This window comes from Streptomyces sp. NPDC004031, assembly GCF_053604375.1.
Genome location: NZ_JBSGHL010000039.1, coordinates 1 through 25,525, shown reverse-complemented (window position 1 = coordinate 25,525; position 25,525 = coordinate 1). Strand labels below are relative to the sequence as shown.

The window sequence follows — 25,525 nt, the reverse complement described above, 5'->3', positions numbered from 1 at the left end:
GACCGTGACCCCGACCGGATTCGAACCGGCGTGTCCGTCCTGCCAAGACGGCGCGCCTGCCTCTGCGCTACGGGGTCCCGCCCGCTTGCCTGCCCGGCGGCCGGATTCGAACCGGCGTCCTCCCCTGAGCAAGGGGATGCGCCTGCCTCTGCGCTACGACCGGGCATTGCCGATCATCGTACGGGCCGCCCGGCGGGTCCGGCGAGCGGGTCCGGACCGGGGCCCGGACCCGCGGCGGCCCGGCGGTCAGCCGGCGGCGAGGAGTTCCAGCGTGTCCACGACGCGGTGGGAGAAGCCCCACTCGTTGTCGTACCAGGCGACCACCTTGACGTGCCGCCCGTCGACGCGGGTGAGGGCCGAGTCGAAGATCGACGACGCCGGGTTGCCGACGATGTCGGACGACACCAGCGGGTCGTCGGCGTATTCGAGGATCCCGGCGAGCGGGCCGTCGGCGGCCGCCCGGTAGGCGGCCAGCACCTCGTCGCGGGTCACGTCGCGCGCCACCGTGGTGTTGAGCTCCACGATCGAGCCGACCGGCACGGGCACCCGGATCGAGTCGCCCGAGAGCTTGCCGTCCAGACGCGGCAGCACGAGGCCGATCGCCTTGGCGGCGCCCGTGGTGGTGGGCACGATGTTGACGGCGGCGGCGCGGGCCCGGCGGGGGTCGCGGTGCGGGCCGTCCTGGAGGTTCTGCTCCTGGGTGTAGGCGTGCACGGTGGTCATGAAGCCGTGCTCGATGCCCGCCAGTTCGTCGAGGACGGCGGCGAGCGGCGCCAGCGCGTTGGTCGTGCAGGAGGCGTTCGAGACGATCGTGTGCGCGGCCGGGTCGTAGACCTCGGTGTTGACGCCGTACGCGACCGTGGCGTCGGCCCCGTCGGAGGGGGCGCTGACGAGGACCTTGCCGGCTCCGGCGTCCAGGTGGGCGCGGGCGGCCTTCGCCGAGGTGAAGCGGCCGGTCGACTCCAGCACGACGTCGACGGCCAGCTCCGCCCACGGCAGTTGCGCGGGGTCGCGCTCGGCGAGCACCCGGATGCGGCGGCCGTCGACGACGAGGGTGTCGCCCTCCGCCGTGACCGGGCGGCCGAGCCGTCCCGCGGTGGAGTCGTAGGCCAGCAGTCGGGCGAGGGCGACCGGCTCGGTGAGGTCGTTGACGGCGACGACCTCCAGGTCGCTCTCGCGCTCCAGCAGGGCGCGCAGCACGTTGCGGCCGATGCGGCCGAATCCGTTGATGGCGATGCGAGTCATGAGTGTGGTGTCCCTTCGTCCCTTCGGTGCACCACCAGACTCGCGCGGCAGGTCGGGGCATGGCCGTGGCCCGAGCGCCATGGTTCGCAAGGATCGCGCCAGCGGTGTTCCGGGCCGCGGACGGGCCCGCTACTCGCCCCGGGCGAAGGTCCGCCGGTATTCGGTCGGGGTGGTGCCGAGGATGCGCTGGAAGTGCAGCCGCAGGTTCGCGCCGGTGCCGAGCCCGACGTCGTTGGCGATCTGCTCGACGCCGCGCTTGGAGCGTTCCAGCAGCTCGCGGGCCAGGTCGATACGGGCGCGCATCACCCACTGCATCGGGGTGTAGCCGGTGTCCTCGGCGAAGCGCCGGGAGAAGGTGCGCGGGGAGACCGCCGCGTGCCGGGCCAGGGCCTCCAGGGTGAGCGGCTCGCCGAGCCGGTGCAGGGCCCACTCGCGGGTGGCCGCGAAGCGCTCGCCGAGCGGCTCGGGCACGCTGCGCGGCACGTACTGCGCCTGGCCGCCGCTGCGGTAGGGGGCGGCGACCAGCCGCCGGGCCGCGTGGTTGGAGGCGGCGATGCCGAGGTCGCCGCGCAGGACGTGCAGGCACAGGTCGATGCCGGAGGCGGCGCCGGCCGAGGTGAGCACGCTGCCCTCGTCGACGAACAGCACGTTCTCGTCGACCCGGACGAGCGGGTGCCGGCGCGCGAGGGCGCGCGTGTAGTGCCAGTGCGTCGTGGCCCGGCGGCCGTCCAGCAGCCCGGTGGCGGCGAGCGCGAACGCCCCCGTCGAGATGGCGGCCAGCCGCGCGCCCCTGTCGTGCGCGGCGACCAGCGCCGCGACGACCTCGCGGGGCGGGTCCTCCCGGTCGGGGAAGCGGTAGCCGGGCACGAAGACGGTGTCGGCCCAGGCGAGCGCGTCGAGGCCGTGCGCGACGTGGTAGGCCAGCCCGTCGCCGCCGGTCACCAGCCCCGGGGCCGCGCCGCACACCCGTACCTCGTACGGCATGCTCTCCCGGGTCGTGAACACCTGCGCGGGGATGCCGACGTCGAGCGGCTTCGCCCCCTCCAGGACCAGCACGGCGACACGGCGCAGGCGCGAGGAGGGCACGTCACCAGGGTACGGGCCCGCAGGCGGCGTGCCGGACGCGCGGCGGCGCCCGGCGGGTCGGGAACGTGCCGGCCAGGCTGATCCCGCGGTGCCGGCCGCGGCTGCCGCGCCACAGCGCGTCCCAGGAGGGCACCGTGGCACGGGTGTTGCCGTCCTTGCCGACGGGCAGGAAGGGGCGGTCGAGCCCGTTCGCGGCCACCGGCGAGAGGTGGCCGTGGTCGGGGTCGTCCTGGACGTACGCGGTCACGCCGTCGAGGTTCGCGCCCGCCGCGATGCGCGGGTCGTCGTCCATGGCCTGCAACGCGGTGAAACCGCCTCCCGAGTGCCCGAACATCCCGGTCCGCCCGAAGTCCGGCACACCGCGCAGCGCCCGCGGCAGCGCGCCGGGCAGCAGGTCCGGCACCGACCGCACATCGGCGACGCGTACCTCCACGACCTTGCGCAGCAGCGCCGCGGCACGTTCCGGGTCCATGTGCGCGGGGTCGGGCACGGCGCGGGCGAACTCGGCCGGAAGCACGGTGCGTTCGGCCCGGCCGCCGGGGAATTCGACGGCCGCCGCGTCGTAGGTGTGGTCGACGGCCAGCACGGTGCAGCCGCGGGAGGCCAGGTCGTCGCACAGGGTGCTGTTCAGCGAGCGGGGGTCGCCCGGGGGAGAACCCGAAGCCGTAGGGGTCCCGTGCCCTACGCCCTGCGCGAATCCGCCGACGGCGAACCGGCCTGGGCGGGCGGCGGGCGCGGTGCTTGGGTGAGGGGATGGAGATCTTGGTGCTGGGCGGAACGGCGTGGCTCGGGCGCGAGCTGTCGCGGCAGGCGGTGGAGCGGGGGCACGCGGTGACGTGCCTGGCCCGCGGGGAGAGCGGGGAGGTCGCCGGGGGCGCCCGGCTGGTGGCGGCCGACCGGCGGGAGGCGGGCGCCTACGGTCCGCTGCTCGACCGGGAGTGGGACGCGGTCGTCGAGGTGTCCTGGCAGCCCGGCTTCGTGCGCGAGGCGCTCGAAGCGCTCGGCGGCCGGGCCCGGCACTGGACGTACGTCTCCTCCGTGAGTGCCTACGCCTCGCACGCCGTGCCGGGCGCCGACGAGTCCACCCCGCTGCTGGCCCCGACCGAGCGGGACGAGGTGGACAGCGCGCTGTACGGCGAGGCGAAGTCCGCCTGCGAGCGGGCGTCGGCGGCCGCGGTGGGCGACCGGCTGCTGATCGCCCGCGCCGGGCTCATCGGCGGCCCCGGCGACCGCAGCGGCCGCTCCGGCTACTGGGTGGCGCGCGCCGCCCGCGACCCGCGGGGCGCGATGCTGGTGCCCGACACGCCGGACCGGCCGACCCAGGTGGTCGACGTGCGGGATCTCGCCGCGTGGCTGCTCGACGCCGCGCAGGCCCGTACCACCGGCACCTTCGACGCGGTCGGGCCGGTCGTCCCGTTCGGCGAGTGGCTGGAGCTGTCGCGCACCGTCGGCGGGCACACCGGGCCGGTGGCCGCCGCCGGTTCGCCGTGGCTGCTGGCGAACGGCGTGGCCGAGTACATGGGGCCCGAGTCGCTGCCGATGTGGGTGGCCGAGCCGGGCTGGGAGGGGTGGTCGGCCCGCACCGGGGCCGCGGCGCGGGCCGCCGGGCTGCACCACCGCCCGCGCGCGCACCTGCTCGCCGACACGCTGGACTGGGAGCGCGCGGAGGGGCTCGACCGGCCGCGCCGCGCGGGCCTGAGCGCGGAGCGCGAGCGCGAGCTGCTGGCGGCGCTGGGCTGAGGCGAGGAAGGGGCGGCGCCGCGGGCGGGAACCGGCGGTCGCAAGCCCCCGGCCCCGGCGGCGACCACCGTACGGGCACGCGGGACTACCCTCCGCGCACCCGGCGCGGCCGTTGTCGGTGCCGCACGGCACACTGGCCCCCATGACACCGGACGCGCTCAAAGCCTTCTGCCTGGGACTGAACGGGGCCGCGGAGACCTTCCCCTTCACCCTGGAGACCTCGGTCTTCAAGGTCGGCGACAAGATCTTCGCGATCACCGCCCTCGACGCCGAGCCGCTGAGCGTGAGTCTGAAGTGCGATCCGGAGGTGGCGCTGCAACTGCGCGCGGCCCACCCGGAGATCACCGGCGGCTGGCATCTGAACAAGCGTCACTGGAACACGGTGCGCCTGGACGGGGCGCTGCCCGACGGCCTGGTCCGCGAGATGATCGAGGACTCCTACGACCTGATCGTGTCCAAGCTCCCCCGCTCCCAGCAGCTGCGGCTGGACTGGCCCGGCGTGCGCGGGCCCGGCGGGCGCTGAAGGGATGCCCGCGGGCCCCTGTCCACCGCTCGCGTTGCGGGAGCGGCGGACAGGCGGAGCATGGGAAGGGCGGCGACCGGCGGCGGCAAGGAGGGGCGGGGCGCGTCCGGCCCGCGAGGCGCCCGTGACGTACGCGGCGCGCGGGGGTACGCGAGCAAGCGAGAGGACATCTTCATGCCCTACGTGACGACACGTGACGGGGTCGAGATCTTCTACAAGGACTGGGGCAAGGGCCGGCCCGTCGTCTTCATCCATGGCTGGCCGCTGAGCGGCGACGCGTGGCAGGACCAGCTCAAGGCGGTGGCCGACGCGGGCTTCCGCGGCATCGCCCACGACCGGCGCGGCCACGGTCGCTCCACCCCGGTGTTCGACGGCTACGACTTCGACACCTTCGCCGACGACCTGGACGACCTGATCACCTCCCTGGACCTGCGCGACGTCACGCTCGTCGCGCACTCCATGGGCGGTGGCGAGCTGGCCCGCTACATCGGGCGGCACGGCACCGGGCGGGTCCGCTCCGCGGTCCTGCTCTCGGCCATCCCGCCGCTGATGCTCCAGGGGCCCGACAACCCCGAGGGCGTGCCGCAGAAGGTCTTCGACGAGATCAAGGCCGGCATCATCGAGGAGCGCTCGCAGTTCTGGAAGGACACCTCGGAGGGGTTCTTCGGCGCGAACCGCGAGGGCAACAAGGTCACCCAGGGCAACCGCGACGCCTTCTGGCTGATGGCGATGGACGAGACGATCGAGGGCAGTGTGGCCTGCGTCGACGCCTTCGCGTCGACCGACTTCCACGCGGACCTCGCGAAGTTCGACGTCCCGACGCTCGTCGTGCACGGCGACGACGACCAGGTCGTGCCCTTCGCGGCGACCGGCGCCAAGACGGCGAAGCTCGTCAAGGACGCCGAGCTGAAGGTCTACGAGGGCGGCTCGCACGGCATCGCCCTGGTGCCCGGCGACAAGGAGCGCTTCAACAAGGACCTGCTGGAGTTCCTGGCGAAGTGATCCCTCCCGTCCCCCGGCGCCGCGGTCCGCCCGCGCCGCCGGGGGACGGCCCGGTCCGGCGGACGGAGAGCGCGGTGACGGCGAAGGCAGCGGTGGACGTGGTGGTGGTCGGCGCCGGGCTCGCGGGGCTGGCGTGCGCGCAGGACCTGGTGGCCGCGGGGCTGCGGGTGCGGGTGCTGGAGGCGTCGGACGGCGTCGGCGGCCGGATGCGCACCGACGTGCGGGACGGCTTCCGCCTCGACCGCGGCTTCCAGGTGGTCAACCCGTCCTACCCGCAGCTGCGCCGGCGGCTGCGGGTGCGCGAGCTGGACCCGCGGCCGTTCGGCCCCGGCTTCCTGGTGCACACCCCGCGCGGCACGCTGCGCTTCGCCGATCCGACCCGCGCCCCGCGGCAGGCCGCCGACCTGCTGCCGGGCCGGCTCGGCTCGCTGCGGGACGTGTCCGCGCTGGTGATGCTGTGCGCGCGCGATCTGCTCACCCCGCCGCGGGTGCTCCGGCGGGCGCCGGACCGTACGACCAGGACCGCGCTCGCCGACGCCGCGATCGGCGAGGAGATGGTGGAGCGGCTGCTGCGGCCGTTCCTGTCGGGCGTGTTCCTGGAGGACGACCTTGAGACCTCCAGCCGCTACTTCCACCTGGTGTGGCGCTCGATGATGCGCGGCAGGCCGTGCCTGCCCGCGCGCGGCGTCGCCGCGGTGCCCGAGCGGCTCGCCGCGGACCTGCCCGACGGCACGGTGGAGCTGGGCGTCCCGGTGGAGCGGCTGACCGGTACGGGGGTGCTGACCGCGTACGGCAGCGAGCAGCCGGCCCGCACGGTGGTCGTCGCGACCGGGCCGGGGGCCGCGGCGGAGCTGCTGCCGGGACTCGCCGTGCCGCAGGTCCGCGCGGTCACCACGTACTACCACGCCGTCCCGCGGCCGCCGCTGGCCGAGCCCACGCTGGTCGTGGACAGCGCGCGGCGGGTGCTCAACACGGTGGTGATCAGCGAGGTCGCGCCGTCGTACGCGCCGCGCGGGCGGGCGCTGGTGGCCACCTCGGCGCTGGGCGCGGACGCCCCCGAGGAGCGGGAGGCGCGGGTGCGCGGCGTGCTGGCCGAGCTGTACGGGACGGACACCGGCGGCTGGGAGCCGGTGGCCGTCTACCCGGTGCAGGAGGCGCTGCCGGCGATGCCGCCGCCCTGGCCGCTCTCCCGGAGCACCCGGCACTCCCCCGGTGTGCACGTCTGCGGCGACCACCGCGCCACCGGCTCCGTGCAGGGCGCCCTCGCCTCCGGCGCCCGTGCGGCCCGCGAGATCCTCGCCGACCGCGCGGCCGGCGGGTAACGGCGTCCGGTCACCGGCGCCGGCGGCCGTGCCGGGTGTGGTGCCGCTCGTGGAAGGCGCGGGTGAGCAGGGCGTGGATGTGGTGGCCCAGTTCGTCGGGCCCGGTCAGCGGGTGCGGGAAGGGCAGCCGGGCGTCGCGGTGGCCGTGCGGGCGCTCCAGGCGCAGCACGATGCCGTACCGGTCGAGGGAGTGGGGGACGACACGGGTGACGTCGAGCAACTGGGGGACCGTCAGCAGCCGGGCCAGTTCGTCGAGGTGCTCCTGGTGGTCCTCGGCCAGGTGCAGCAGCAGCCGTGCCTCGGCGGAGGCGACCGGGTCGGGGCGGGCGGCGGCCAGGTCGGCCGGGGCGACCAGGTGGCAGGCTCCGTCGGCGGCGAGGCAGACGCTGCGGACGTCGGTCCGCAGCCGTACCGAGCCGGCCGGTCCGGGTTCGGGCGCGTGCAGCCGGGCGGTGATCCGTACCTGGGCGCGGACCCGGTCGCGTACCGGAACGGGCGCGAGGTCCGTCCACTCCAGCACCGCGGGGATGCCGACCGCCGGGCCGCGGGAGGCCTCGGCGGCGGCGCCGCTGTCCACGGGGACGGTCAGCAGCAGGGTCCCGCCGTCGAGGTCGGCGGCCACCCCGGTCAGGAAGTCCTCGTGCGCGCCGTTGGCCGTGACGGCGGCGGAGCCCGCGGCCGTCAGGATGCTGCGTACGCGCTCCGCGGCGGTGGGCTCGCACGGGTCGGCGGTCCTGGTCACACGTCCTCCTCGTTACTTAGGTAAGCCTAACCTTAATATGACATCGCTCCGGGATGTGGACAACGGCAGCCGGAAGTCGTCCGGCGTTCTAGGCTGGGAGGTGCAACTGGTTCGCCCTGCCCGCCAGGCAGGCGCGTCGCAAGAGGGAACCCGGTGGGAATCCGGGACTGCCCCGCAGCGGTGAGTGGGAACGACCGCCGTCATACGCACTGGGTCCGGGCCGCGGACCCGGGAAGCGACGGCCAGTAGGACAACTGCCCCCCGGCAGAGTGCCCGCGAGTCCGAAGACCTGCCCGTTGCCCGTACGCGACCGATCGCGTACGGACATCCCGGTGACCTCGAGGGCGGGTCGGCGACAGACAAACGGCGGGCGGACGTACCCCTTTCGGGGGATGCTCCGGGACCGTCCGGCTGCGCCACCCTTCACGCCCCCGTCCCGTCGCCGGGATCTCAGGGATCCATCTCGTGAAGGAGATCTCCGTGACAACCAAGCCCGCAGCCGCGGCAGCACGGGCCACCGTGTACGGCTATCCCCGCCAGGGTGCCGACCGGGAACTGAAGAAGGCCGTCGAGGGGTACTGGAAGGGCCGCGTCACCGCCGACGCGCTCCGCGGTACCGCGGCGGAACTGCGCCGGGCGAACTGGCGGCAGCTGTCCGAGGCCGGCGTCGACGAGGTGCCCACCGGCGACTTCTCGCTCTACGACCACGTCCTGGACACCAGCGTCATGGTCGGTGCGATCCCCGCGCGGCACCGCTCCGCGGTCGACGCCGACCCGCTCGACGGCTACTTCGCCATGGCCCGCGGCACGCAGGACGTCGCGCCGCTGGAGATGACGAAGTGGTTCGACACGAATTACCACTACCTGGTGCCCGAACTCGGGCCCGACACCGTCTTCACCGCCGCCCCGGCCAAGCAGCTCGCCGAGTTCGGCGAGGCGCTGGCCCTGGGCCTGACCCCGCGGCCGGTGCTCGTCGGCCCCGTCACCTACCTGCTGCTGGCCAAGCCCGCGCCCGGCGCGCCCGCGGACTTCGAGCCGCTGAGCCTGCTGGACCGGCTGCTGCCCGTCTACGCCACCGTGCTCGCCGACCTGCGCGCGGCGGGCGCCGCATGGGTCCAGCTCGACGAGCCCGCCCTCGTCCAGGACCGGGACGCCGCCGAACTGGACGCCGCCGCCCGCGCCTACCGCGCGCTGGGCTCCCTCACCGACCGCCCCCAACTGCTGGTCGCCTCCTACTTCGACCGGCTCGGCGACGCCCTGCCGGTACTGGCCGAGGCCCCCGTCGAGGGCCTGGCCCTGGACTTCACCGGCCCGGCGGCCGCCAACCTGGACGGCCTCGCGGCCGTCGGCGGCCTGCCCGGCAAGCGCCTGGTCGCGGGCGTCGTGGACGGCCGCAACATCTGGACCTGCGACCTGCGCAAGGCGCTCGCCACCCTCGGCACCCTGCTGGGCCTGGCCGACCGGGTCGACGTGGCCGCGTCCTGCTCGCTGCTGCACGTGCCGCTCGACGCCGCCGCCGAGACCGACCTCGACCCGCAGGTGCTGCCCTGGCTCGCCTTCGCCCGGCAGAAGACCGCCGAGATCGCCACCCTCGCCGCGGGCCTGTCGCGCGGCACGGACGCCGTCGCCGCCGAACTGGCCGCCAACCGCGCCGCGCTCGACTCGCGCGCGCGGTCCCCGCTCACCCGCGACCCGGCCGTCCGGGCGCGGGCCGCGGCCGTCACCGAGGCCGACACCCGGCGGACCCAGCCGTACGACGAGCGCACCGCCGCCCAGCGGGCCCGGCTGCGGCTGCCGCTGCTGCCGACCACGACCATCGGCTCCTTCCCGCAGACCGGCGACCTGCGCGCCGCCCGCGCCGACCTGCGCGGCAAGCGGATCGACACCGCCGGGTACGAGGAGCGGATGCGCGACGCGGTCCGCGAGGTCATCACCTTCCAGGAGAAGACCGGCCTGGACGTCCTGGTGCACGGCGAGCCCGAGCGCAACGACATGGTGCAGTACTTCGCCGAGCAGCTCACCGGCTACCTGGCCACCCGGCACGGCTGGGTCCAGTCCTACGGCACCCGCTACGTGCGGCCGCCGATCCTCGCCGGTGACATCTCCCGCCCCGAGCCCATGACCGTCCGCTGGACGTCCTACGCCCAGTCGCTCACCGACCGGCCGGTCAAGGGCATGCTCACCGGCCCCGTCACGATGCTCGCCTGGTCCTTCGTGCGCGACGACCAGCCGCTCGCCGACACCGCCCGGCAGGTGGCCCTGGCCCTGCGCGACGAGGTCGCCGACCTGGAGACCGCGGGCACCGCCGTCATCCAGGTGGACGAGCCCGCGCTGCGCGAGACGCTGCCGCTGCGGTCCGCCGACCGCCCGGCGTACCTGGCCTGGGCCACCGAGGCCTTCCGGCTCACCACCGCCGGGGTGCGCGCGGACACCCAGGTCCACACGCACATGTGCTACGCGGAGTTCGGGGACATCGTCCAGGCCATCGACGACCTCGACGCGGACGTCATCAGCCTGGAGGCGGCCCGCTCCCACATGCAGGTGGCCCGGGAACTGGCCGCGCACGGGTACCCGCGCGAGGCCGGACCCGGTGTCTACGACATCCACTCGCCGCGCGTCCCCGGCGCCGACGAGGCCGCCCGGATGCTGCGCACCGGGCTGAAGGCCATCCCCGCCGAGCGCCTGTGGGTCAACCCGGACTGCGGTCTGAAGACCCGCGGCTGGCCCGAGACCCGCGCGTCGCTGGAGAACCTGGTGGCCGCCGCCCGCACGGTCCGCGCCGAACTGGACGGCTGACCCCGGCCCCGACGTGCCCGGCCCGTGCGGGCCGGGCACCGCGGGGTGCACGTCGAAGCGCTTCACCGAGCGGTGCCCGGCGCGCGTCCCTCAGCCGAGCGGCGCCGCCAGCCGCGCCGTCCCGGCCGCGCACCGGTGCAGCGTGCCGAGCGGGTGCGGCTCGCCGTGCCCGGGGGTCGAGGCGCCGGCCAGCAGCACGTTCCAGGGCAGGGCGCTGCCGGTCTCCACGACGATCCCGTCCCCGTCGCGGGTGACGGTGAAGGCGACCGGGGCCGAGCCGTCGGGCGCGGGCACCCGCGTCACGGTGGTGGCGCCGTCCGCGGGGGCGTACACCCGCAGCGTCACCCCGTCCGCCCAGTCGGACACCGGCCCGTCCGAGGAGGCCCCGAAGGGGATCACCGCGCCGGGCCGGGCGAGCAGCGGCAGCGTGTCGACCGGGTGGGTCTCGCGCCGCCAGCCAGGACCCTCGATCCGCTCGCCGGTCAGCACGCTGGTCCAACTGCCCGCGGGGACGTAGTACTCCACCGTGCCGTCCGCGCTGAAGACCGGGGCGACCAGCAGGTCGTCGCCCAGCATGTACTGCCGGTCCAGGGTGGCGCAGGCCGGGTCGGCGGGGAACTCCAGCACCATCGCCCGCATCACCGGGGTGCCCGCGTCCCGGGCCTGCCCGGCGGCGCGGTAGAGGTACGGCATGAGCTGGTGCTTGAGGCGGGTGAACGCGGCGGTGACCGGCACCGCCTGCTCGCCGTACTCCCACGGCACCCGGTAGGACCGGCTCCCGTGCAGCCGGCTGTGCGAGGACAGCAGGCCGAATTGAACCCAGCGGGCGAAGAGTTCGGGGGTCGGGGTGCCCTCGAAGCCGCCGATGTCGTGGCTCCAGAAGCCGAAGCCGCACAGGCCCAGCGACAGCCCGCCGCGCAGCGACTCGGCCATCGCCTCGAAGGTCGACTCGCAGTCGCCGCCCCAGTGCACGGGCATCTGCTGGCCGCCGGTGGTCGCCGAGCGGGCGAAGAGCACCGCCTCGTCCTCGCCGCGCTCCTCGCGCAGCAGGTCGAAGACCGTCTCGTTGTAGAGCTGGGTGTAGTAGTTGTGCATCCGCTGCGGGTCGGAGCCGTCGGACCACACGACGTCGACAGGGATCCGCTCGCCGAAGTCGGTCTTGAAGCAGTCCACGCCCTGGTCCAGCAGGACACGCAGCTTGTCGGCGTACCAGGCGCGGGCGTCGGGGTTGGTGAAGTCCACCAGGGCCATCCCGGCCTGCCACTGGTCCCACTGCCACACGCTGCCGTCCGCCCGCCGGAGCAGGTAGCCGTGCGCGGCGCCCTCGGCGAACAGCGGGGACTTCTGCGCGATGTACGGGTTGATCCACACGCAGATCCGCAGGCCCCGCTCCTTCAGCCGGGCCAGCATGCCCTCGGGGTCGGGGAAGACCGCGGGGTCCCAGGTGAAGTCGCACCACTGGTAGGGGCGCATCCAGAAGCAGTCGAAGTGGAAGACGCTCAGCGGGATCCCGGCGTCCTCCATGCCCTGGACGAAGCCGGTGACCGTGTCCTCGTCGTAGTCGGTGGTGAAGGACGTGGACAGCCACAGGCCGAAGGACCAGGCGGGCGGCAGCGCGGGGCGGCCGGTCAGCGCGGTGTAGCGGGCGAGGATCTCCTTCGGGCCGGGGCCGTGGACGACGTAGAACTCCACGGACTGGTCCTCGACGCTGAACTGGGCCCGCCCGGCGAACTCCGAGCCGATCTCGTACGACACCTTGCCGGGGTGGTTGACGAAGACGCCGTAGCCGCGGTTGGTGAGGTAGAAGGGGACGTTCTTGTAGGCCTGCTCGCTGCTGGTGCCGCCGTCCTCCTGCCAGATGTCGACGCTCTGGCCGTTCCTGGTGAACGCGGTGAAGCGCTCGCCGAGACCGTAGACGTACTCGCCGACGCCCAGCGCCGCCCGGCCGACCATGTGGTGGCGGCCCTCGGCGTCGGTCACGAAGCCGAGGCTCTTCTCGCCGAACGAGGTGAGCGGGGTGCCCCCGGCGCTGAAGCCGAGGTGCCAGGGCTGCTCGGTGTCGATCCGCAGCGTCAGCTCGCCCGAGGTCAGCTCGACCACGGAGTCCTTGCGCACCGCGCTCCCCCACCGCCCCTCGCCGGGCAGCGCGAACTGCGGCAGCCCGCGCACCGCGCCGGCGTGGTGGGTCGACCGCACACCGATCACGCCCTCGGCCGGGGACCAGCACTCCACCGTGAGCAGCGGGCTGTTGAGGGTGTCGCCGCGGTGGCCGACCGCGCGGACCGCCGCGGACAGCGTGACGCGGTCCTCGGTGACGCTCGCGTCGGCGACCTCAGCCGCGAAGCGGGCGGTGACTCCCGGCCGCAGCAGCCAGTAGCCGTCGGTGAACTTCATGGAGGTCTCCTGCTCTGTCGCTGTGTCGCTGTGTCGCCGTATTGCTGGGTCGCCGTATCGCTGTGTCGATCCGCGGCCCGCGGGCCCGGCCGGGCGAACCTGTCGAATCGATTTCCTGACCGTCCCGGCAAGGTTAGGCACTGCCGGGCGGGCCGACAAGGGCGTTCCGGGCAGCAGCTGTTGCGCGGCCCGGCCGTCGCCGGGGGGACGGGCGGGGTCAGGCGGGCGGCGGGCGCAGCGCCCCGGCGTCCAGCAGCTCCGGTGCGAGCAGCACCCGCCGGGCGGCGCCGTCCGGCGCCGCCGCCTGCTCGCGGGAACGCCCGCGTCCCCTGGCCGGGCGGCGCGCGTCGGCGTCCTCAACAGCCAGCTCCACCGCGGTGGCGCTCATCGCGGGCACCGGCAGCTCGATCCGCGGCAGCCGCGCGCCCGCGGAATCACCGGGCAGCGCGCCGACGACCACGACGGCCAGGTCCTCCGGCACCCGGCGGCCGAGCGCGGCCGCCGACGCCAGGACCTGGCCGCCCGCGGTCGGGTGCTGGACCACCAGCGCAGTGGGCGTCCCGGCGGGCCCGGCCAGCAGCGCCTGGAGCAGGGCGGCCGTCCCGGCCGGGTCGTCGGCGGTGTGCGCGACGCGGACCGCGGCGCCGGTCTCCCGGCCGCCGCGCCGGGCACCGGCGATCCCGTACAGCGCGGCGCTGCGCCGGGCCCGCACCTCCTCCTCGGCGGGGCCGAGGTAGACGATCTCGCGGTGGCCGGCGGCCGCGAGCTCGCGGACGGCGAGCACGGCGGCCCCCTCCCAGTCGAGGTCGATCCACGGCAGCGCGGCCTCGTCCGCCGGGCGCCCGATCAGGGCGGCGGGGAAGTCCAGTTCCCCGACCACCTCGATACGCGGGTCCTCCAGGTCGACGGCCATGATCACGGCGGCGTCCGCGAGGCCGCTCACCGCCACCCTCCGCAGGCCCGAGGCCTTGTCGCCCGAGGTGGCCAGCAGCAGGTCGTAGCCCAGGCGGTGGGCGGCGTCGGCGGTCTCGATCGCGAACCGCCCGTCCACGGCGTGCCGCCCGCCCGCCGGGACGCCCGCCCCGCCGCCACGGGGCAGCGCCAGCGCCACCACATGGGTGCGGCCGCTGCGCAGCATGCGGGCCCCGGCCCGCGGGTGGTAGTCGAGCGCCTCGACGGCCTCGCGCACCCGCTGCCGGGTCTCCTCGGTGGTGCTGCGGTCGCCGTTCAGCACGTACGACACAGTGCTGGGGGCGACGCCCGCGCGCCGCGCGACGTCTCTGATGCTGGCCATCGTCGACCCTCCGGTCCGCCCTGGCAGGCGGTGCCGGGGAGAGCCGTCATCGTAACCACGGCGGGACCCCCCGCCCCTGGCGCACCGGGGGCGGGGGGCCGGGCGGGACGGGAGGGGCGGGAATTTCCGGTGCAGCGAGTGTTGCGCTTCGATTATTCGACTGTCATCGTAAGCCGCATCCCCCCAACGGCAGCAGCGGACCTGACACATCATCCGTCGAAGCGCTTCGAACACGGCGCCGGAGCAGGCCGATCCCTGCCCTGCTCGCGCTCTCCGCCCCACGCTCTCCCGCATCCCCGGATGTGCGCACGCGCCGCCCCGCGCCGCCCTCCGACAGTCGCGGCTGCCCCGGAGTTCAGATTGGAGCCCCCCATGCGCACAGCCCTGCGCAAGAAGCCCCGCACGCTCCTGCTCGGCCTGGTCGCCTCCGCGGCGGCCGCGGTCGGGCTGGCCGCCGCCCCCGCGTACGCGGCGACCTGGTCCTCCAGCGACCAGTGGGCCACCTGGTCGAACGGCGGCTACACCCTCTACAACGACATCTGGGGCAGCGGCGCGGGCCCGCAGACGATCTGGGCCAACTCGTACAGCAACTGGGGTGTCTGGGCGAACCACCCGAACACCGGCGGTGTGAAGTCCTACCCCAACGCCACCCGCTCCGTGGGCAAGAAGCTGAGCGCGCTGCACTCGGTCAGCTCCAGCTTCGACGTGACCGTGCCGTCGAGCGGCGCGTACGAGACGGCGTACGACATCTGGGACACGGACAACGCCTACGAGATCATGCTCTGGATGAACAAGACCGGCGCGGTCGGCCCGCTCGGCACCTCGCAGGGCAACGTCACCGTCGGCGGCAGCACCTGGACGGTCTACCAGGGCAGCAACGGCGCCAACGCCGTCTACTCCTTCGTCCGCACGTCCAACACCAGCTCCTCGACCGTCGATGTGCTCGCGGTGCTGAACTGGATCAAGAACACCAAGAAGTGGTTCGGCGACATCACGCTGGGCAACGTCCAGTTCGGCTACGAGATCACGTCCTCCTCGGGCGGCCTGGACTTCACGACGAACTCCTTCTCGGTGTCCTCCTCCTGACCGGCCCGCCACGCGGCGCGGCGGCCCCACCGGACCGGGTCCGGTGGGGCCGCCGTGTTCTCCCGCGGGGAGCGGTCCCGGAAGAGCCGTCAGCCGGCCGCCGGACGCAGGGCCGAGACGATGCCGGCGAAGCGCTCGGCCGCGAACTCCGCCTCCTGCGTCTCCATCGTCAGCGGGGGCATGAGCACGACGGTGTCGGGCGTGTAGTGCACCAGCAGGCCCTGCTCCCGGCACGCCCGCTCCAGGTCGCGCCGGTCCGGCATCGACAGCGGGCTGCCGTTACCGTCGACCAGGTCCAGGCCCACGTACGCGCCGACGGTCCGGATGCCGGCGACGGCCGGTGCCCCCTTGAGCAGGTCGCCGAGCCGGTCGCCGAGGTAGCTGCCGAGTTCCCGGCCGCGCGCCACCAGGTCCTCGGCGGTGTACGCGCGGATCGCCGCGAGGGCCGCGGCGCACGCGACGGGGTGGCCGTCGGTGGTCGAGGCGTGCGCGAAGACCGTGCTGCCGGTGTCGAACGCGGCCTGGACGGCGCTGGTGGTGAGCACCGCGCCCAGCGCCGCGTAGCCCGCGGTGATGCCCTTGGCCAGGCACATCACGTCCGGCGACACCCCGGAGATGCCGGCCGCGAACATCTCGCCCATCCGCCCGAAGCCCGTGAAGGCCTCGTCGAAGACGAGCAGGATCCCGTGCTTCGTGCAGTAGTCGCGCGCGGCCCGCAGATAGGCGCTGGGCAGCGGCTGCCCGTTGCGCCCCTTGACCGGCTCGACGACGAACGCGGCGATGTTCTCCGCGCCCAGCGCGTCGAGCTGCCCGGCCAGCGCGCTGCCGTCGTCGTCGGCGGCCGGTTCGGGGATGTGCCGGTAGCCCTCCGGCATCGGCCCGAACGTCCAGTGCATGATGCGCTGCCCGCTCGCCGCCATGGCCGCCGTGGGGCTGCCGTGGTAGCTGTCGCGCAGGCCGACGATCAGCCGGCGGTCCCGGTGGCCGGTGTTGCGCTGGTAGGAGCGGGCCATCAGGATCGCGCTCTCGACGGCGGCGCCGCCGGTGTGGCAGAAGCGCACCCGGTCCAGTCCCGCGGGGGCGATCCGGGTGAGCTCCCGGGCCAGCTCCACGACCACCGGCGCCGGCAGCTCCCACCGCACCATGCAGACGTACGGCAGCTCGCGGGCCTGCCGGCACATCGCGTCCACCACGTCCGCCCGGCCGTAGCCGAGCATCATGTTGCCCACCCCCGCGCGGGCGTCGAGGGCGCGGCTGCCGGCCGCGTCGATCAGCCAGCTGCCCTCTCCCCGGACCCACAGGTCCTGCGGGGTGTTCCGCTCCAGGATCGTGGACGTGGGGATCGTCCCGTGCCAGAGGGGGTAGTCGTCGCGGTCCCATGTGCTCGGCGTCGTCATGGCCGTCTCTTCCGGGGTCGGCGGTGCCTGGCGTTACTTGACGGGGGCCTGGACCACGGCGCAGGTGAAGGTGTAACCGCCCGAACCCTGGACGAGCATGCCGTACTCGCCGGGAGCCAGCTCGGCCTCGATGTCCACCAGGTTCGCCAGGAAGTCGCCGGCGCCCAGGCAGCCGGTGGTGCACTCCAGCTGGCGCGGGTGGTCGCCGATGAACTCCTTGACGGCGGGCTTGAACATGCCCTCGCGCATGTTCCGGGTCAGCCGCGGCAGCGCGACCACGCTGATGTCCTCGGGCTTGACGCCCGCCGTGGACAGCGCGCCCATGACCAGCTCGTACATCTTCGGCACCGAGAGCTTGACCATCCGCGCGGCCGAACCGGACTCGCGGAAGACCTTGTTGGCGGCCCGCATGTCGATGGGCGTGCCGTGGCCGAGCGGGACGGAGGTGAAGTCGGCCTCGCCGCGCATCTGGATCTCCCACTGGGAGTCCGTGACCATGTTCAGCGACAGCAGGTGCAGGGCGTCCTCGCCCTCCCCGGTGCGGCCGAGCACGACCGCGGTGCCCGAGTCGGAGTACGTCGCGTCGTCGTCGCTGCCCCAGCGGTCGAAGCCGGGCAGCGCGAACCGGTCGGCGGCGGTGACCAGGGCGGCGCTCGCGTCGGGGTTGGCGACCAGCCAGTTGGACGCGACCTGGAGCGCCACCGCGCCGCCGTTGCACAGCTGCTGGACGTTGATGGGCAGCGCGTCGTCGATCCCGGCGTGGTGGGCGACGTAGTGCGCCGGCGACCACATGTCGAAGCCCTGGTGGTAGCTGTGCGAGTGCACCACGCAGCCGATGGAGGCGGGCGCGACGCCGCTGCGCTCCAGCGCGCTGCCCGCCGCCGTGACGGCCATCTGCGGCGGCGCCAGGTCCTCCGGGGCGACATGCAGTTCCGAGATGCCGATCCGCTCGATGTCCGCCGCGCTGAGCGCACCCTCGGCCGGGCTCTCCTTGCCTTCCGGAAGCCAGAGGGACGCCGCCTTGATGCTCAGCCCCGTCGCAGTCACTGTGTCCTCACCCTTCGTTCGTGTTCTCTCAGGTGTTTCGTTCGGGCGCCCGGTCCGGGCGTCCCGTCGGGGCGTGTCCCGGTCAGGCCTGCGCGTGCCGCTGCGCCAGCAGCGCACGCTTGTCGACCTTGCCGGAGCCCGTCAGGGGGAAGCTCTCGCGCACGTGGATCTCGCCGGGCAGCATGTAGCCGGGGACCTTCGCGGCCAGGTGGTCGGTGCACGCCTTGGGCGTGAAGTCCTCGCCCGTCGGCACGACGAACGCCACCACGACCTTCTCCCCGTCGTCCTTCTCGGCGACGGTGACGAAGGCCTGCTTGACGCCGGGCGCCTCGTTCATGAAGTGCGCGATCTCGCCCAGCTCGATACGGAAGCCGTTGACCTTGACCTGGTCGTCGAGCCGCCCCTGGAAGACGACGTTGCCGTCCTCCCGTACGTAGGCGCGGTCGCCGGTGTGGTAGAGCCGCACCTTCTCACCGTCGATGTCGTACTCGACGTACTTCTTCGCCGTCAGCTCCGGCATCCCCAGGTATCCCGGCGACAGGCCGGGACCGGCCAGGCACACCTCGCCGGGCTCGCCGGGCGCGCACAGCACCCCGTCGCGGATGACATAGAGCGCCGTGTTCTGGATGGGCAGCCCGATGGGCAGCGCGGACTCTCCCAGCACGGACTCCCGGACGGGGTAGTAGGTGGCGAACACCGAGCATTCGGTGGGCCCGTAGACGCTGACGACCCGGCCGTCGCCGTAGTACGCGCGGCCCTTCTCGATGTGCCGCAGCGAGTGCGCCTCGCCGCCGGTGAGGATGGTTGCGACCCCGTCGAAGACGGCCGGGGCCTCGTCCACGATCACGTTGAAGAGCGCCGTCGTCACGAAGACCGCGGTGACGCCGTTGTCCTGGACGATCCGCTTCAGCTCCGACAGCCGGACGTAGTCCGACGGGTAGAGCACGCACGTCCCGCCGTGCAGCAGCGTGCCCCAGATCTCGAACTCGGCGGCGTCGAAGGCGACCGCGGCGAGCTGCGGGACCACGGCGTTCTCGTCGAGCTCGACGAAGCGGGAGTTGAACACCAGCCGGACGATGCCCTCGTGGCGGATCGGCACGCCCTTGGGGGATCCGGTCGAGCCCGAGGTGAAGACGATGTAGACGACGGCGTCCTGCGCGACCCGCAGTTCCGGGTCGGGCGCGGCGGTGTCCAGTCCGGCCGGGTCGGCGGAGATCACCGCGGCCTGCGGGAAGCGGACCTTCATATCGCCTCGGGCGTCGGTCAGCAGCGTGGCGCAGTCGGCCTGCCCGAAGATGCCGCTCAGCCGGTCGTCCGGCCACTTGCGGTCGAACGGCAGGTAGGTGGCACCGCACTTGATGATCGCCAGCATCGCCGCGAGCATCTCCGGCGAGCGCTTGACGCACATGCCCACGACCTGGCCGGGCGTCACCCCGGCCGCGCGCAGCCGTACGGCCAGGCCGTTGGCCAGGCCGTTGAGCTCGCGGTAGGTGACCTTGCGCTCCTTGTGGACGACCGCGACGGCGTCCGGCCGGCGGGCGGCGGCGGCCTCGAACAGCTCCTTGAGGCTCTCCGCCGGGTAGTCGGCGTCCGTCCCGTTGATCTTCCCGTGAACGGCGAGAGCCTCATCCGAAAGGGCGATCTTATCCATTCGAATTCCCCAGACGTGTGTTGACTACTTGTGTGACGTGCTCTGGGTGGCTGTCCACGAAGAAATGTCCGCCAGGAATCTCGACCAGCTCGCAGTCCCGCCGGGTGAACCCTTTCCAGCCGCGCATGCTCGGCAGGCTGTCAATGGGGTCGTCCAGGCTGTAGAGCGCGGTGATGGGAACGTCCACACCCTCGGTGTGGCGGTCCTCCCATATCTCGGCGAGCCGGATCTCGCTGCGCACCGTCGGCAGGAGCAGGCGCAGCAGCCGCTCCTTCTCGAACAGCTCCGCCGGTGTGCCGCCCATTCCCGCGACGGCACCACGGAAGTCACTTTCCGTCATTTCGTGCATGAAAGGCCGCGCCTGCGGCGAATCCGGGCTCCGGCAGCCGGAGACGAACAGCCTGCGCGTCATTCCCGGATACGCGGCCGCGGCCCGGTGGGACAGCTCGTACGCGAGCCGCCCCCCGAAGCTGTGGCCGTAGAAAGCGTGGCGGCGGTCCAGCCGCGGTGACAGCGCCTCGAAGACGTCGTCGACCAGCGGCTCCCAGCTCTCGTAGCGCGGCTCCTTCAGGCGCCGCCCCCGGCCGGGCAGGATCACGCACACCAGCTCGACGTCGTCCGCGATCCCGTCGCACCAGCCGCGGAAGGTCTCCGGACTCCCGCCGGCGTAGGGGAAGCAGAACAGCGTGCTGGCGGGTTCCGCCGCCGCGGCCCTGAGGGTCGTCACCCACCTGTCGTCGGTCGCCGCCACGCCCGGCCTGCTAGTCCGCTACCGCGTCGGCCGGCTTGGCGTTGCGCTGGATGCTGGCCACGATCTCCGTGAGCCGGCTCTCGGTGAACAGCTCGTCCGGCGGCAGCGAGTCGTCGCCGAACTCGCGCTCCGCGCGCTCCATGAGCTTCACCGCGCTCAGCGAGGTGCCGCCGGACTCGAAGAAGTCGTCGTCACCGGCCGACACCCGCAGGCCCAGCTGCTTGCACTCGTCGATGACCCACGCCAGCAGCGCGTCCGGTGCCATGCGGTCGTCCGTCTCGCTCATTTTCATCTCTCCTAGTGCACCGGGAAGCGGAATCCGTTGACGTTGCTGTCGACGAAGCGGTTGTGGCCGTACTTGTCCTCGCCGGACGTCAGCACGCAGCCGAACTTGTCCAGGCTGGCGCGCGCGCCGAACTCCATCAGCTCGTCGGAGTACGGGTAGACGCGGACCTGCGTCGGCAGGTAGCGGGAGGCGAAGCCCAGGCGCATCTTTGTGTCGCTGCTGTTGGGGTGCGACGCGTGCATGAGCGTGGACCAGAAGAGGATGAACTGGCCCTGGCGCATGACCTGGGAGACGGCCTTGGACTCGTCGGGAGCCCAGTCGGGGTCCTTCTGCAGCTGCCGGTAGTCGTAACCGAACAGGCCGCGCTTGACGCCGTCCTTGTCCATCTGGTTGATGATCTCCGGGTTGTACTCCATGATCTTCGACTCGTCGTAGTTCATGGACGTGTGGGTGCCCGGGATGAACTGCAGGCAGCCGTTCTCGACGGACGCCTCGGTGAAGGCGGTCCAGGCGGTGATCGTGCCGCCGAACTCCGCGTCCTCCGGCCACACGATGTGCGGGTGCTTCGCGCCGTCGACGCTGGAGAAGTTGTCGGCCTGGTGCCAGTCCGTGCCCTCGTCGCCCGGGTACTTCGGGAACAGCTCGGTGCGCCAGCACAGCGTGTCGGGGCCCAGCAGGCTCGACACCCGGTCGACGATCTCCGGCCGGGTGATGTGCTCGGCCAGGAAGTCGACGTCCAGGTGCCGGTCGTAGCTGGCCGCCAGGTTGGTGTTGCCGGACACGGTCTGGCCGTCGGCGTACACGGAGTTCTTGGTCTTCAGCAGCTTCGGCCTGGTCTGCCGGAGATACCCTTCCATTTCCTCTTCGGTGTAGAGGTCAAATGGACCGATATAACCGTCGCGGGCGAACTGCTCAAGCTCTTCGGCGCTCAGCGCGAACGTTTTCGTACGAGCCATGTTTTCTCCCCGATCCCATATCGCACCCCAAGCTGCACCTGGAGCGGCATAAAGGCTGGATAATTCGGCCGCCGGCAACCCGCGGAGCAGCGCCGGAAAACTGGACGAAGAACTGAATGCGACATTAGCTGCGGAATACGCCGAGCGACAACCCCTATCCGGAGCGCGGCAACCCCTATCCGGCCAGGTGAACCGGGCAGGGGTATGCGGTGCGGCGAAGCGCCACGGGGGCGGTGAACCCCGCCCCGGGCCTTATCCGGAAGGCCTTACGGCACGGGCGCGGCGGCCGACACGGCGGTGTGCACCGCGCGCGCCAGCCGGGCGCCCCACAGCGAGCGCGGTCCCGCGAAGGCGTGCGGCTCGCCCGGGGCGGAGCCGGGGGTGCGGGCGGCGACGCACACCGCGTCGGTCGGGGTGCCGGAGCAGTCGTACCCGGCGTCCAGCAGGGCCTGCACCTTGGCCTCGGTGGCGGTGGCCACCGCGTTGACCAGAGCGCCGTCGGTGAGCGGCGCCGGGACGACGACGAGGATGTTGACCGTTCCCGGCGCGGCCGGAGCCGGTACCCGCCCGGCGGGCGCCGCGGCCCAACCGCGCACACCGAGCCCGGCAGTGGCGAACGCGGCGACCCCGCCGTCCCGCCCCCGGCCGTACGAGCCCACGTCGGCGGCCGTCATGAGCCCGACCCCGGGCCCGTGCTCCCCCGCACCGGCGGCGAGCAGGGCCAGGTGCCGGTCCGGGTCCGTACGCCGGTAGCCGTGCGCCACCTGGGCGTTGAGCACCCACTCCCGCTCCCCGATACCGCCGCCGAGGACCGCGCTGCTGACCATCCGCCACCCCGGCCCGGCCCGCCACAGCAGGGCCCGCAGGTGCTCGCCGTCCTCGCGCCGGAGCAGCAGCTCCACCCCGGGCCCGGCGTCCGGGCGGCTCACGCGGGCTGCGGGACGGGGCCCGTGGACTCGCGGACGACGAGGGGGGTGGCGAGTTCGACGTGCAGGGTGTCGACGGCGTGGCCGGCCACCAGGCGCATCAGCAGGGAGACGGCCATCCGCCCCATCTCCTCCAGCGGCTGGCGGGCGGTGGTGAGGGTCGGGGTGGTGCTGTCGCTCAGTTCGCTGTCGTCGAAGCCGGTCACCGAGAGGTCCTCGGGGACCCGCAGACCCAGGCCCCGGGCGGCGCGCAGCGCACCCGCGGCGGTCTTGTCGTTGAAGGCGACGATCGCGGTGGGCGGCTGCGGGTGGGCGAGCAGCGAGAGCGCGGCCCGGCGGCCCTCGTCGGCGGTCGGCTCGGTGACGTGCCGGATCAGCTCGTGGTCGGGCAGGACGCCGATCTCGGCGAGCGCGGAGGCGTACCCGACCAGCCGGTTGCGGCTGGCGAGCCAGTCGCGGGGGCCGCCGACGAAGCCGATCCGGCGGTGGCCGAGCCCGGTGAGGTGGCCGGTGAGCCGGCGGGCGCCGGCGGCGTGCGCGGCCGACACCGAGGCGACGTCCTCCGGGAGTTCGGCGCGCGGGTCGATCACCACCAGCGGGTAGTGCTGGGCGTGCAGGGCCCGCAGGTCCTCGGTGGAGCTGGGCGGCAGGACCAGGACGGCGCCCGCGAAGCCGGGGCGGCGGGGCAGCTCCAGCAGTGAGCCGCGGCTGCCCTGCGCGCTGCCGCCCGCCTGGACGACCGCCTTGCGGCCGTGCAGGTCGAGCGTCTCGATGACGGACGTGACGATCGTGCCGAAGTAGTCGGTGAGCTTGTACGGGCAGGACACGAAGACGGGGAGCACGGCCGCCTCCGGAGTGCCGGGGTCACCGGGAACGGCCACCCCGCCCAGCCGCCGGGCGGCCTGCCGGACCATCTCCTGCGTGGCGGGCGCCACCGCGTCCCGCCCGTTGATCACCCGGGAGACGGTGGCGATCGAGACACCGGCCTCGTCGGCGATGGCCCGGATGGTGACCCGCGACCCCGGCCGCCTACCCAACCGGGACAGAGCTCCGCTTCATGACGCGGCAGTCTATAGCAGCCCCTGACGCGCCGCGGTGCCTGCCGTCCCGCCCGGGTACGGGACACCCGCCGCTGGCCAACGGCGGTGCCCGGGGCGACGGACGGTACGGCACCGGGGACCGGAGGACGTCAGCGACTGCCGCGTTTGCCGCAGGCATTGACTTGTTATGCGTCACCTGGTCTGATCCATCGGCGGCGGGGCAGCGGCCGGAGGACACCGGACGCGAGGTCACCATCCCTTCGCGGCACGGCTTTTGGCGCGGTGCGCACCGCACCCGGGCTCCCGGGCCGCCGGCCGCCGCACCGCCGCCGCACGTCATCCGCACGCAACCCGGGCCCCCGCCCACGCCGGGCCCGGCGAACGAGGAGGCACCATGAGGCGTTCCGTCCTGGCCGCGGGCATCGCGGCATGCAGCACGCTGCTGGTGGTCACGGGGACCGCCGACGCCCAGCCCGGCGGGAGCGGGGGCGGGGGCTCGCCGGTGACCGGCACGTACTCGACCGGCCCCGACCACGCCTGGCAGCCGCTGCCGGTGGTCCGCACCACCCGCGGCGGCACCGGCCCGGCGGACGCCACCGTCGTCGCCGACCCGGACGCCGTCCGCCAGCAGTACACCGGCATCGGCTTCTCCCTCGACGAGACCAGCGTCTCCAACCTGTGGAAGCTCACCCCCGCCAAGCGCCGCGAGACGATCCGGGCGCTCGTCGACCCCAGGACCGGCGCGGGCCTGAGCCGCTTCCGGGTCACCATCGGCAGCCCCGACGTCATCGAGCACCTGCCGTTCTGGTCCGAGGACGACGTCCCCGCGGGCCAGGAGGACTTCGGCCTGCGGCACTTCTCCATCCAGCGCGACATCGACCTGCACATCGTCGACACCATCAAGCTGATCCAGCACTACAACCCGCACGCCACCTTCTTCGCCTCGGCGTGGAGCGCCCCGGCGTGGATGAAGACCGACGACCGGTTCACCGGCGAGGTGGCGCTCAAGCCGGGCAGCAGCACGGACTACTACCAGGTCGGCAAGCTCCGCGACGACTGCATCGGCGTCTTCGCGCGCTACTACGCCGCGTTCGTCCGGGCCTACGCCCGGCAGGGCATCCGCATCGACGCGCTCACGCTGCTCAACGAGCCCGGCATGGACGTCGTCTACCCCGCGATGGACATCAGCGTCCCGCAGCAGCAGAAACTGGCCCTCGCGATCAAGAGCACCTTCCGCTCCCAGGGCCTGCGCACCCAGCTGTACGTGCACGACTTCAACTTCTGGGACTGGCACGACCCCAACAGCACCGCCACCAAGAACTACTACCGGATCTTCCAGGACTCCGCCGACGGCACGGTGTCCGGCAAGGACGTGCTGAACGCCGCCGACGCGGTCGCCTTCCACCCGTACTGGGGCGACCCCTCCGTCATGAAGGACACCTACGAGCAGACCGGCAAGCCCGTCCAGCTCACCGAGACCAGCGACCTCGACCCCGGCACGATCCTGGACGACCTGCGGCTCGACGCGGGCTCGTACATCCTGTGGGCGCAGACCACCGACCAGGACGGCGGCACCCTGCACTGGACCGGCGAGCGGAACAACGACGTCGACTGGGACCAGGTCGCGGCGACGAACAAGTGGCCCGACCGGCTGGTGACGGTCGACACCACCACCGGCGGCGTCAGCTTCCGCGACGAGCTGTACGGCATCGGGCAGTTCGCGAAGTACCTGACACCGGCCGACACCCGGGTGGAGTCCAGCGCCGCGCAGAACGGCGTGAGCAACGTCGTCTTCCGCCGGGCGGGCGGCCACTGGACCGCGGTGCTCGGCAACTCGGCCGACACCGCGAAGCGGGTGACGGTCCGGGTGGGCCGCACGTCCTTCACCACGAGCGTGCCCGCGCACGCGTACGCCACCTACCGCTGGACGGCCTGACCGCACACGGCACGGCAGCGCTGCGGCAGCGGTGCGGCGTTTCCGCGCCCGCTGCTGCCGCGACCACGTCAGGCCGCCACCCGCTCCGGGCCGCCCGCGCCGCGCGCCCTCCCAGGTGTGCGGCCGCCCGCGGCCGGGGCGGTGCCGACGGGTCCGAACGGCCCGCCCGCCCCGGGACGAGACTTCAACTCCTGTACGGGCAAAGGCGTCCCGCACCGTTCTCCGGCGTTGATGACCGCTCAACCTGAACGCACAGGTCAGCGCATCCGGCGCGGTGGATGCGAGTGGTGACGGCACCAACTGCC

21 protein-coding genes, 2 tRNA genes and 1 riboswitch are annotated in these 25,525 nt (G+C 73.4%); of the genes, 7 read left to right on the top strand and 16 right to left on the bottom strand.

The window, feature by feature from the left end; genetic code table 11:
- Positions 1 to 5: 5 nt before the first annotated feature.
- The 5 genes from ACWERV_RS23755 to ACWERV_RS23735 form a co-directional block, all read right to left on the bottom strand.
- Positions 6 to 77 (bottom strand) — tRNA-Ala (locus ACWERV_RS23755).
- A 13-nt stretch (positions 78 to 90) separates the two neighbouring features.
- Positions 91 to 165: transfer RNA gene (locus ACWERV_RS23750), tRNA-Ser, on the bottom strand.
- An 81-nt stretch (positions 166 to 246) separates the two neighbouring features.
- Entirely contained in the window at positions 247 to 1,245 is a 999-nt protein-coding gene (gene gap / locus ACWERV_RS23745; RefSeq protein ID WP_452936318.1) for a type I glyceraldehyde-3-phosphate dehydrogenase, read from the bottom strand.
- A 129-nt stretch (positions 1,246 to 1,374) separates the two neighbouring features.
- Positions 1,375 to 2,331 carry a GlxA family transcriptional regulator gene (locus tag ACWERV_RS23740; RefSeq protein ID WP_398189844.1) on the bottom strand — a complete coding sequence of 319 codons (957 nt, stop codon included), beginning with the start codon at positions 2,329 to 2,331 and terminating at the stop codon, positions 1,375 to 1,377.
- A gap of 1 nt (position 2,332) precedes the next feature.
- Positions 2,333 to 2,917, bottom strand: coding sequence for a hypothetical protein (locus tag ACWERV_RS23735; protein ID WP_452936315.1), 585 nt, complete (start codon positions 2,915 to 2,917; stop codon positions 2,333 to 2,335).
- 167 nt (positions 2,918 to 3,084) lie between these two features.
- On the opposite strand from ACWERV_RS23735, the gene ACWERV_RS23730 reads away from it, so the two are divergent.
- The 4 genes from ACWERV_RS23730 (at position 3,085) to ACWERV_RS23715 (ending at position 6,918) form a co-directional block, all read left to right on the top strand.
- The gene (locus ACWERV_RS23730) at positions 3,085 to 4,071 is read left to right on the top strand and encodes an NAD-dependent epimerase/dehydratase family protein (protein WP_452936313.1); all 987 of its coding nucleotides are present in this window, start codon (positions 3,085 to 3,087) and stop codon (positions 4,069 to 4,071) included.
- A 142-nt stretch (positions 4,072 to 4,213) separates the two neighbouring features.
- A complete protein-coding gene (locus tag ACWERV_RS23725) occupies positions 4,214 to 4,594 on the top strand; it encodes an MmcQ/YjbR family DNA-binding protein (RefSeq protein WP_452936310.1) in 381 nt (126 codons plus the stop codon).
- 174 nt (positions 4,595 to 4,768) lie between these two features.
- A complete protein-coding gene (locus ACWERV_RS23720; RefSeq protein ID WP_452936308.1) occupies positions 4,769 to 5,596 on the top strand; it encodes an alpha/beta fold hydrolase in 828 nt (275 codons plus the stop codon).
- A 74-nt stretch (positions 5,597 to 5,670) separates the two neighbouring features.
- Positions 5,671 to 6,918, top strand: coding sequence for an NAD(P)/FAD-dependent oxidoreductase (locus ACWERV_RS23715; RefSeq protein ID WP_452936305.1), 1,248 nt, complete (start codon positions 5,671 to 5,673; stop codon positions 6,916 to 6,918).
- A gap of 10 nt (positions 6,919 to 6,928) precedes the next feature.
- On the opposite strand, the gene ACWERV_RS23710 is transcribed toward ACWERV_RS23715, so the two are convergent.
- Positions 6,929 to 7,660 (bottom strand): DUF2470 domain-containing protein, encoded by a 732-nt coding sequence (locus ACWERV_RS23710; protein WP_452936302.1) that lies wholly within the window; start codon positions 7,658 to 7,660, stop codon positions 6,929 to 6,931.
- Between the two features lie 90 nt (positions 7,661 to 7,750).
- Positions 7,751 to 7,971: riboswitch (cobalamin riboswitch) on the top strand.
- A gap of 169 nt (positions 7,972 to 8,140) precedes the next feature.
- Between ACWERV_RS23710 and metE the strand changes: the two genes are divergently transcribed.
- On the top strand, positions 8,141 to 10,456 hold the full coding sequence (gene metE / locus ACWERV_RS23705) for a 5-methyltetrahydropteroyltriglutamate--homocysteine S-methyltransferase (RefSeq protein WP_452936300.1): 2,316 nt from the start codon (positions 8,141 to 8,143) through the stop codon (positions 10,454 to 10,456).
- 90 nt (positions 10,457 to 10,546) lie between these two features.
- On the opposite strand, the gene yicI is transcribed toward metE, so the two are convergent.
- A complete protein-coding gene (gene yicI / locus ACWERV_RS23700) occupies positions 10,547 to 12,850 on the bottom strand; it encodes an alpha-xylosidase (RefSeq protein WP_452936297.1) in 2,304 nt (767 codons plus the stop codon).
- Between the two features lie 217 nt (positions 12,851 to 13,067).
- Positions 13,068 to 14,144: a LacI family DNA-binding transcriptional regulator gene (locus tag ACWERV_RS23695; protein WP_452936294.1), complete on the bottom strand. Its 1,077-nt coding sequence runs from the start codon at positions 14,142 to 14,144 to the stop codon at positions 13,068 to 13,070.
- Between the two features lie 372 nt (positions 14,145 to 14,516).
- On the opposite strand from ACWERV_RS23695, the gene ACWERV_RS23690 reads away from it, so the two are divergent.
- Positions 14,517 to 15,230: a glycoside hydrolase family 12 protein gene (locus ACWERV_RS23690; protein WP_452936292.1), complete on the top strand. Its 714-nt coding sequence runs from the start codon at positions 14,517 to 14,519 to the stop codon at positions 15,228 to 15,230.
- Between the two features lie 89 nt (positions 15,231 to 15,319).
- Here ACWERV_RS23690 and ACWERV_RS23685 read toward each other — a convergent pair whose 3' ends face one another.
- The 8 genes from ACWERV_RS23685 to ACWERV_RS23650 all read right to left on the bottom strand — a co-directional run bounded on the left by ACWERV_RS23685 (position 15,320) and on the right by ACWERV_RS23650 (position 23,281).
- Positions 15,320 to 16,627 carry an aminotransferase family protein gene (locus tag ACWERV_RS23685; RefSeq protein ID WP_452936289.1) on the bottom strand — a complete coding sequence of 436 codons (1,308 nt, stop codon included), beginning with the start codon at positions 16,625 to 16,627 and terminating at the stop codon, positions 15,320 to 15,322.
- A gap of 33 nt (positions 16,628 to 16,660) precedes the next feature.
- On the bottom strand, positions 16,661 to 17,674 hold the full coding sequence (locus ACWERV_RS23680) for a ketoacyl-ACP synthase III family protein (protein WP_398189812.1): 1,014 nt from the start codon (positions 17,672 to 17,674) through the stop codon (positions 16,661 to 16,663).
- Positions 17,675 to 17,756: 82 nt separating this feature from the next.
- Entirely contained in the window at positions 17,757 to 19,325 is a 1,569-nt protein-coding gene (locus tag ACWERV_RS23675) for an amino acid adenylation domain-containing protein (RefSeq protein ID WP_452936286.1), read from the bottom strand.
- Entirely contained in the window at positions 19,318 to 20,076 is a 759-nt protein-coding gene (locus tag ACWERV_RS23670) for a thioesterase II family protein (protein ID WP_452936283.1), read from the bottom strand. The genes ACWERV_RS23675 and ACWERV_RS23670 overlap by 8 nt, the downstream gene beginning before the upstream one ends.
- Positions 20,077 to 20,086: 10 nt before the next feature.
- Positions 20,087 to 20,362, bottom strand: a complete 276-nt coding sequence (locus tag ACWERV_RS23665) for a phosphopantetheine-binding protein (protein ID WP_398189803.1) — start codon at positions 20,360 to 20,362, stop codon at positions 20,087 to 20,089.
- An 11-nt stretch (positions 20,363 to 20,373) separates the two neighbouring features.
- Positions 20,374 to 21,318 (bottom strand): chlorinating enzyme, encoded by a 945-nt coding sequence (locus ACWERV_RS23660; RefSeq protein WP_452936280.1) that lies wholly within the window; start codon positions 21,316 to 21,318, stop codon positions 20,374 to 20,376.
- A 266-nt stretch (positions 21,319 to 21,584) separates the two neighbouring features.
- Positions 21,585 to 22,247, bottom strand: coding sequence for an adenosylcobinamide amidohydrolase (locus ACWERV_RS23655; RefSeq protein ID WP_452936277.1), 663 nt, complete (start codon positions 22,245 to 22,247; stop codon positions 21,585 to 21,587).
- Positions 22,244 to 23,281 (bottom strand): LacI family DNA-binding transcriptional regulator, encoded by a 1,038-nt coding sequence (locus ACWERV_RS23650; protein WP_398189794.1) that lies wholly within the window; start codon positions 23,279 to 23,281, stop codon positions 22,244 to 22,246. Before ACWERV_RS23650 ends, ACWERV_RS23655 begins: the two co-directional genes overlap by 4 nt.
- Before the next feature lie 397 nt (positions 23,282 to 23,678).
- On the opposite strand from ACWERV_RS23650, the gene ACWERV_RS23645 reads away from it, so the two are divergent.
- Positions 23,679 to 25,220, top strand: coding sequence for a glycoside hydrolase family 30 protein (locus ACWERV_RS23645; RefSeq protein WP_452936273.1), 1,542 nt, complete (start codon positions 23,679 to 23,681; stop codon positions 25,218 to 25,220).
- Positions 25,221 to 25,525 lie beyond the last annotated feature (305 nt).

What these genes read in the sequence shown, in the direction of transcription:
- ACWERV_RS23645 (WP_452936273.1), top strand. Translation starts at nt 23,679, where the DNA reads ATGAGGCGTTCCGTCCTGGCCGCGGGCATCGCGGCATGCAGCACGCTG.
- gap (WP_452936318.1), bottom strand. Translation starts at nt 1,245, where the DNA reads ATGACTCGCATCGCCATCAACGGATTCGGCCGCATCGGCCGCAACGTG.
- ACWERV_RS23660 (WP_452936280.1), bottom strand. Translation starts at nt 21,318, where the DNA reads ATGGCTCGTACGAAAACGTTCGCGCTGAGCGCCGAAGAGCTTGAGCAG.
- ACWERV_RS23695 (WP_452936294.1), bottom strand. Translation starts at nt 14,144, where the DNA reads ATGGCCAGCATCAGAGACGTCGCGCGGCGCGCGGGCGTCGCCCCCAGC.
- ACWERV_RS23675 (WP_452936286.1), bottom strand. Translation starts at nt 19,325, where the DNA reads ATGGATAAGATCGCCCTTTCGGATGAGGCTCTCGCCGTTCACGGGAAG.
- ACWERV_RS23725 (WP_452936310.1), top strand. Translation starts at nt 4,214, where the DNA reads ATGACACCGGACGCGCTCAAAGCCTTCTGCCTGGGACTGAACGGGGCC.
- ACWERV_RS23665 (WP_398189803.1), bottom strand. Translation starts at nt 20,362, where the DNA reads ATGAGCGAGACGGACGACCGCATGGCACCGGACGCGCTGCTGGCGTGG.
- ACWERV_RS23720 (WP_452936308.1), top strand. Translation starts at nt 4,769, where the DNA reads ATGCCCTACGTGACGACACGTGACGGGGTCGAGATCTTCTACAAGGAC.
- ACWERV_RS23730 (WP_452936313.1), top strand. Translation starts at nt 3,085, where the DNA reads ATGGAGATCTTGGTGCTGGGCGGAACGGCGTGGCTCGGGCGCGAGCTG.
- ACWERV_RS23690 (WP_452936292.1), top strand. Translation starts at nt 14,517, where the DNA reads ATGCGCACAGCCCTGCGCAAGAAGCCCCGCACGCTCCTGCTCGGCCTG.
- yicI (WP_452936297.1), bottom strand. Translation starts at nt 12,850, where the DNA reads ATGAAGTTCACCGACGGCTACTGGCTGCTGCGGCCGGGAGTCACCGCC.
- ACWERV_RS23685 (WP_452936289.1), bottom strand. Translation starts at nt 16,627, where the DNA reads ATGACGACGCCGAGCACATGGGACCGCGACGACTACCCCCTCTGGCAC.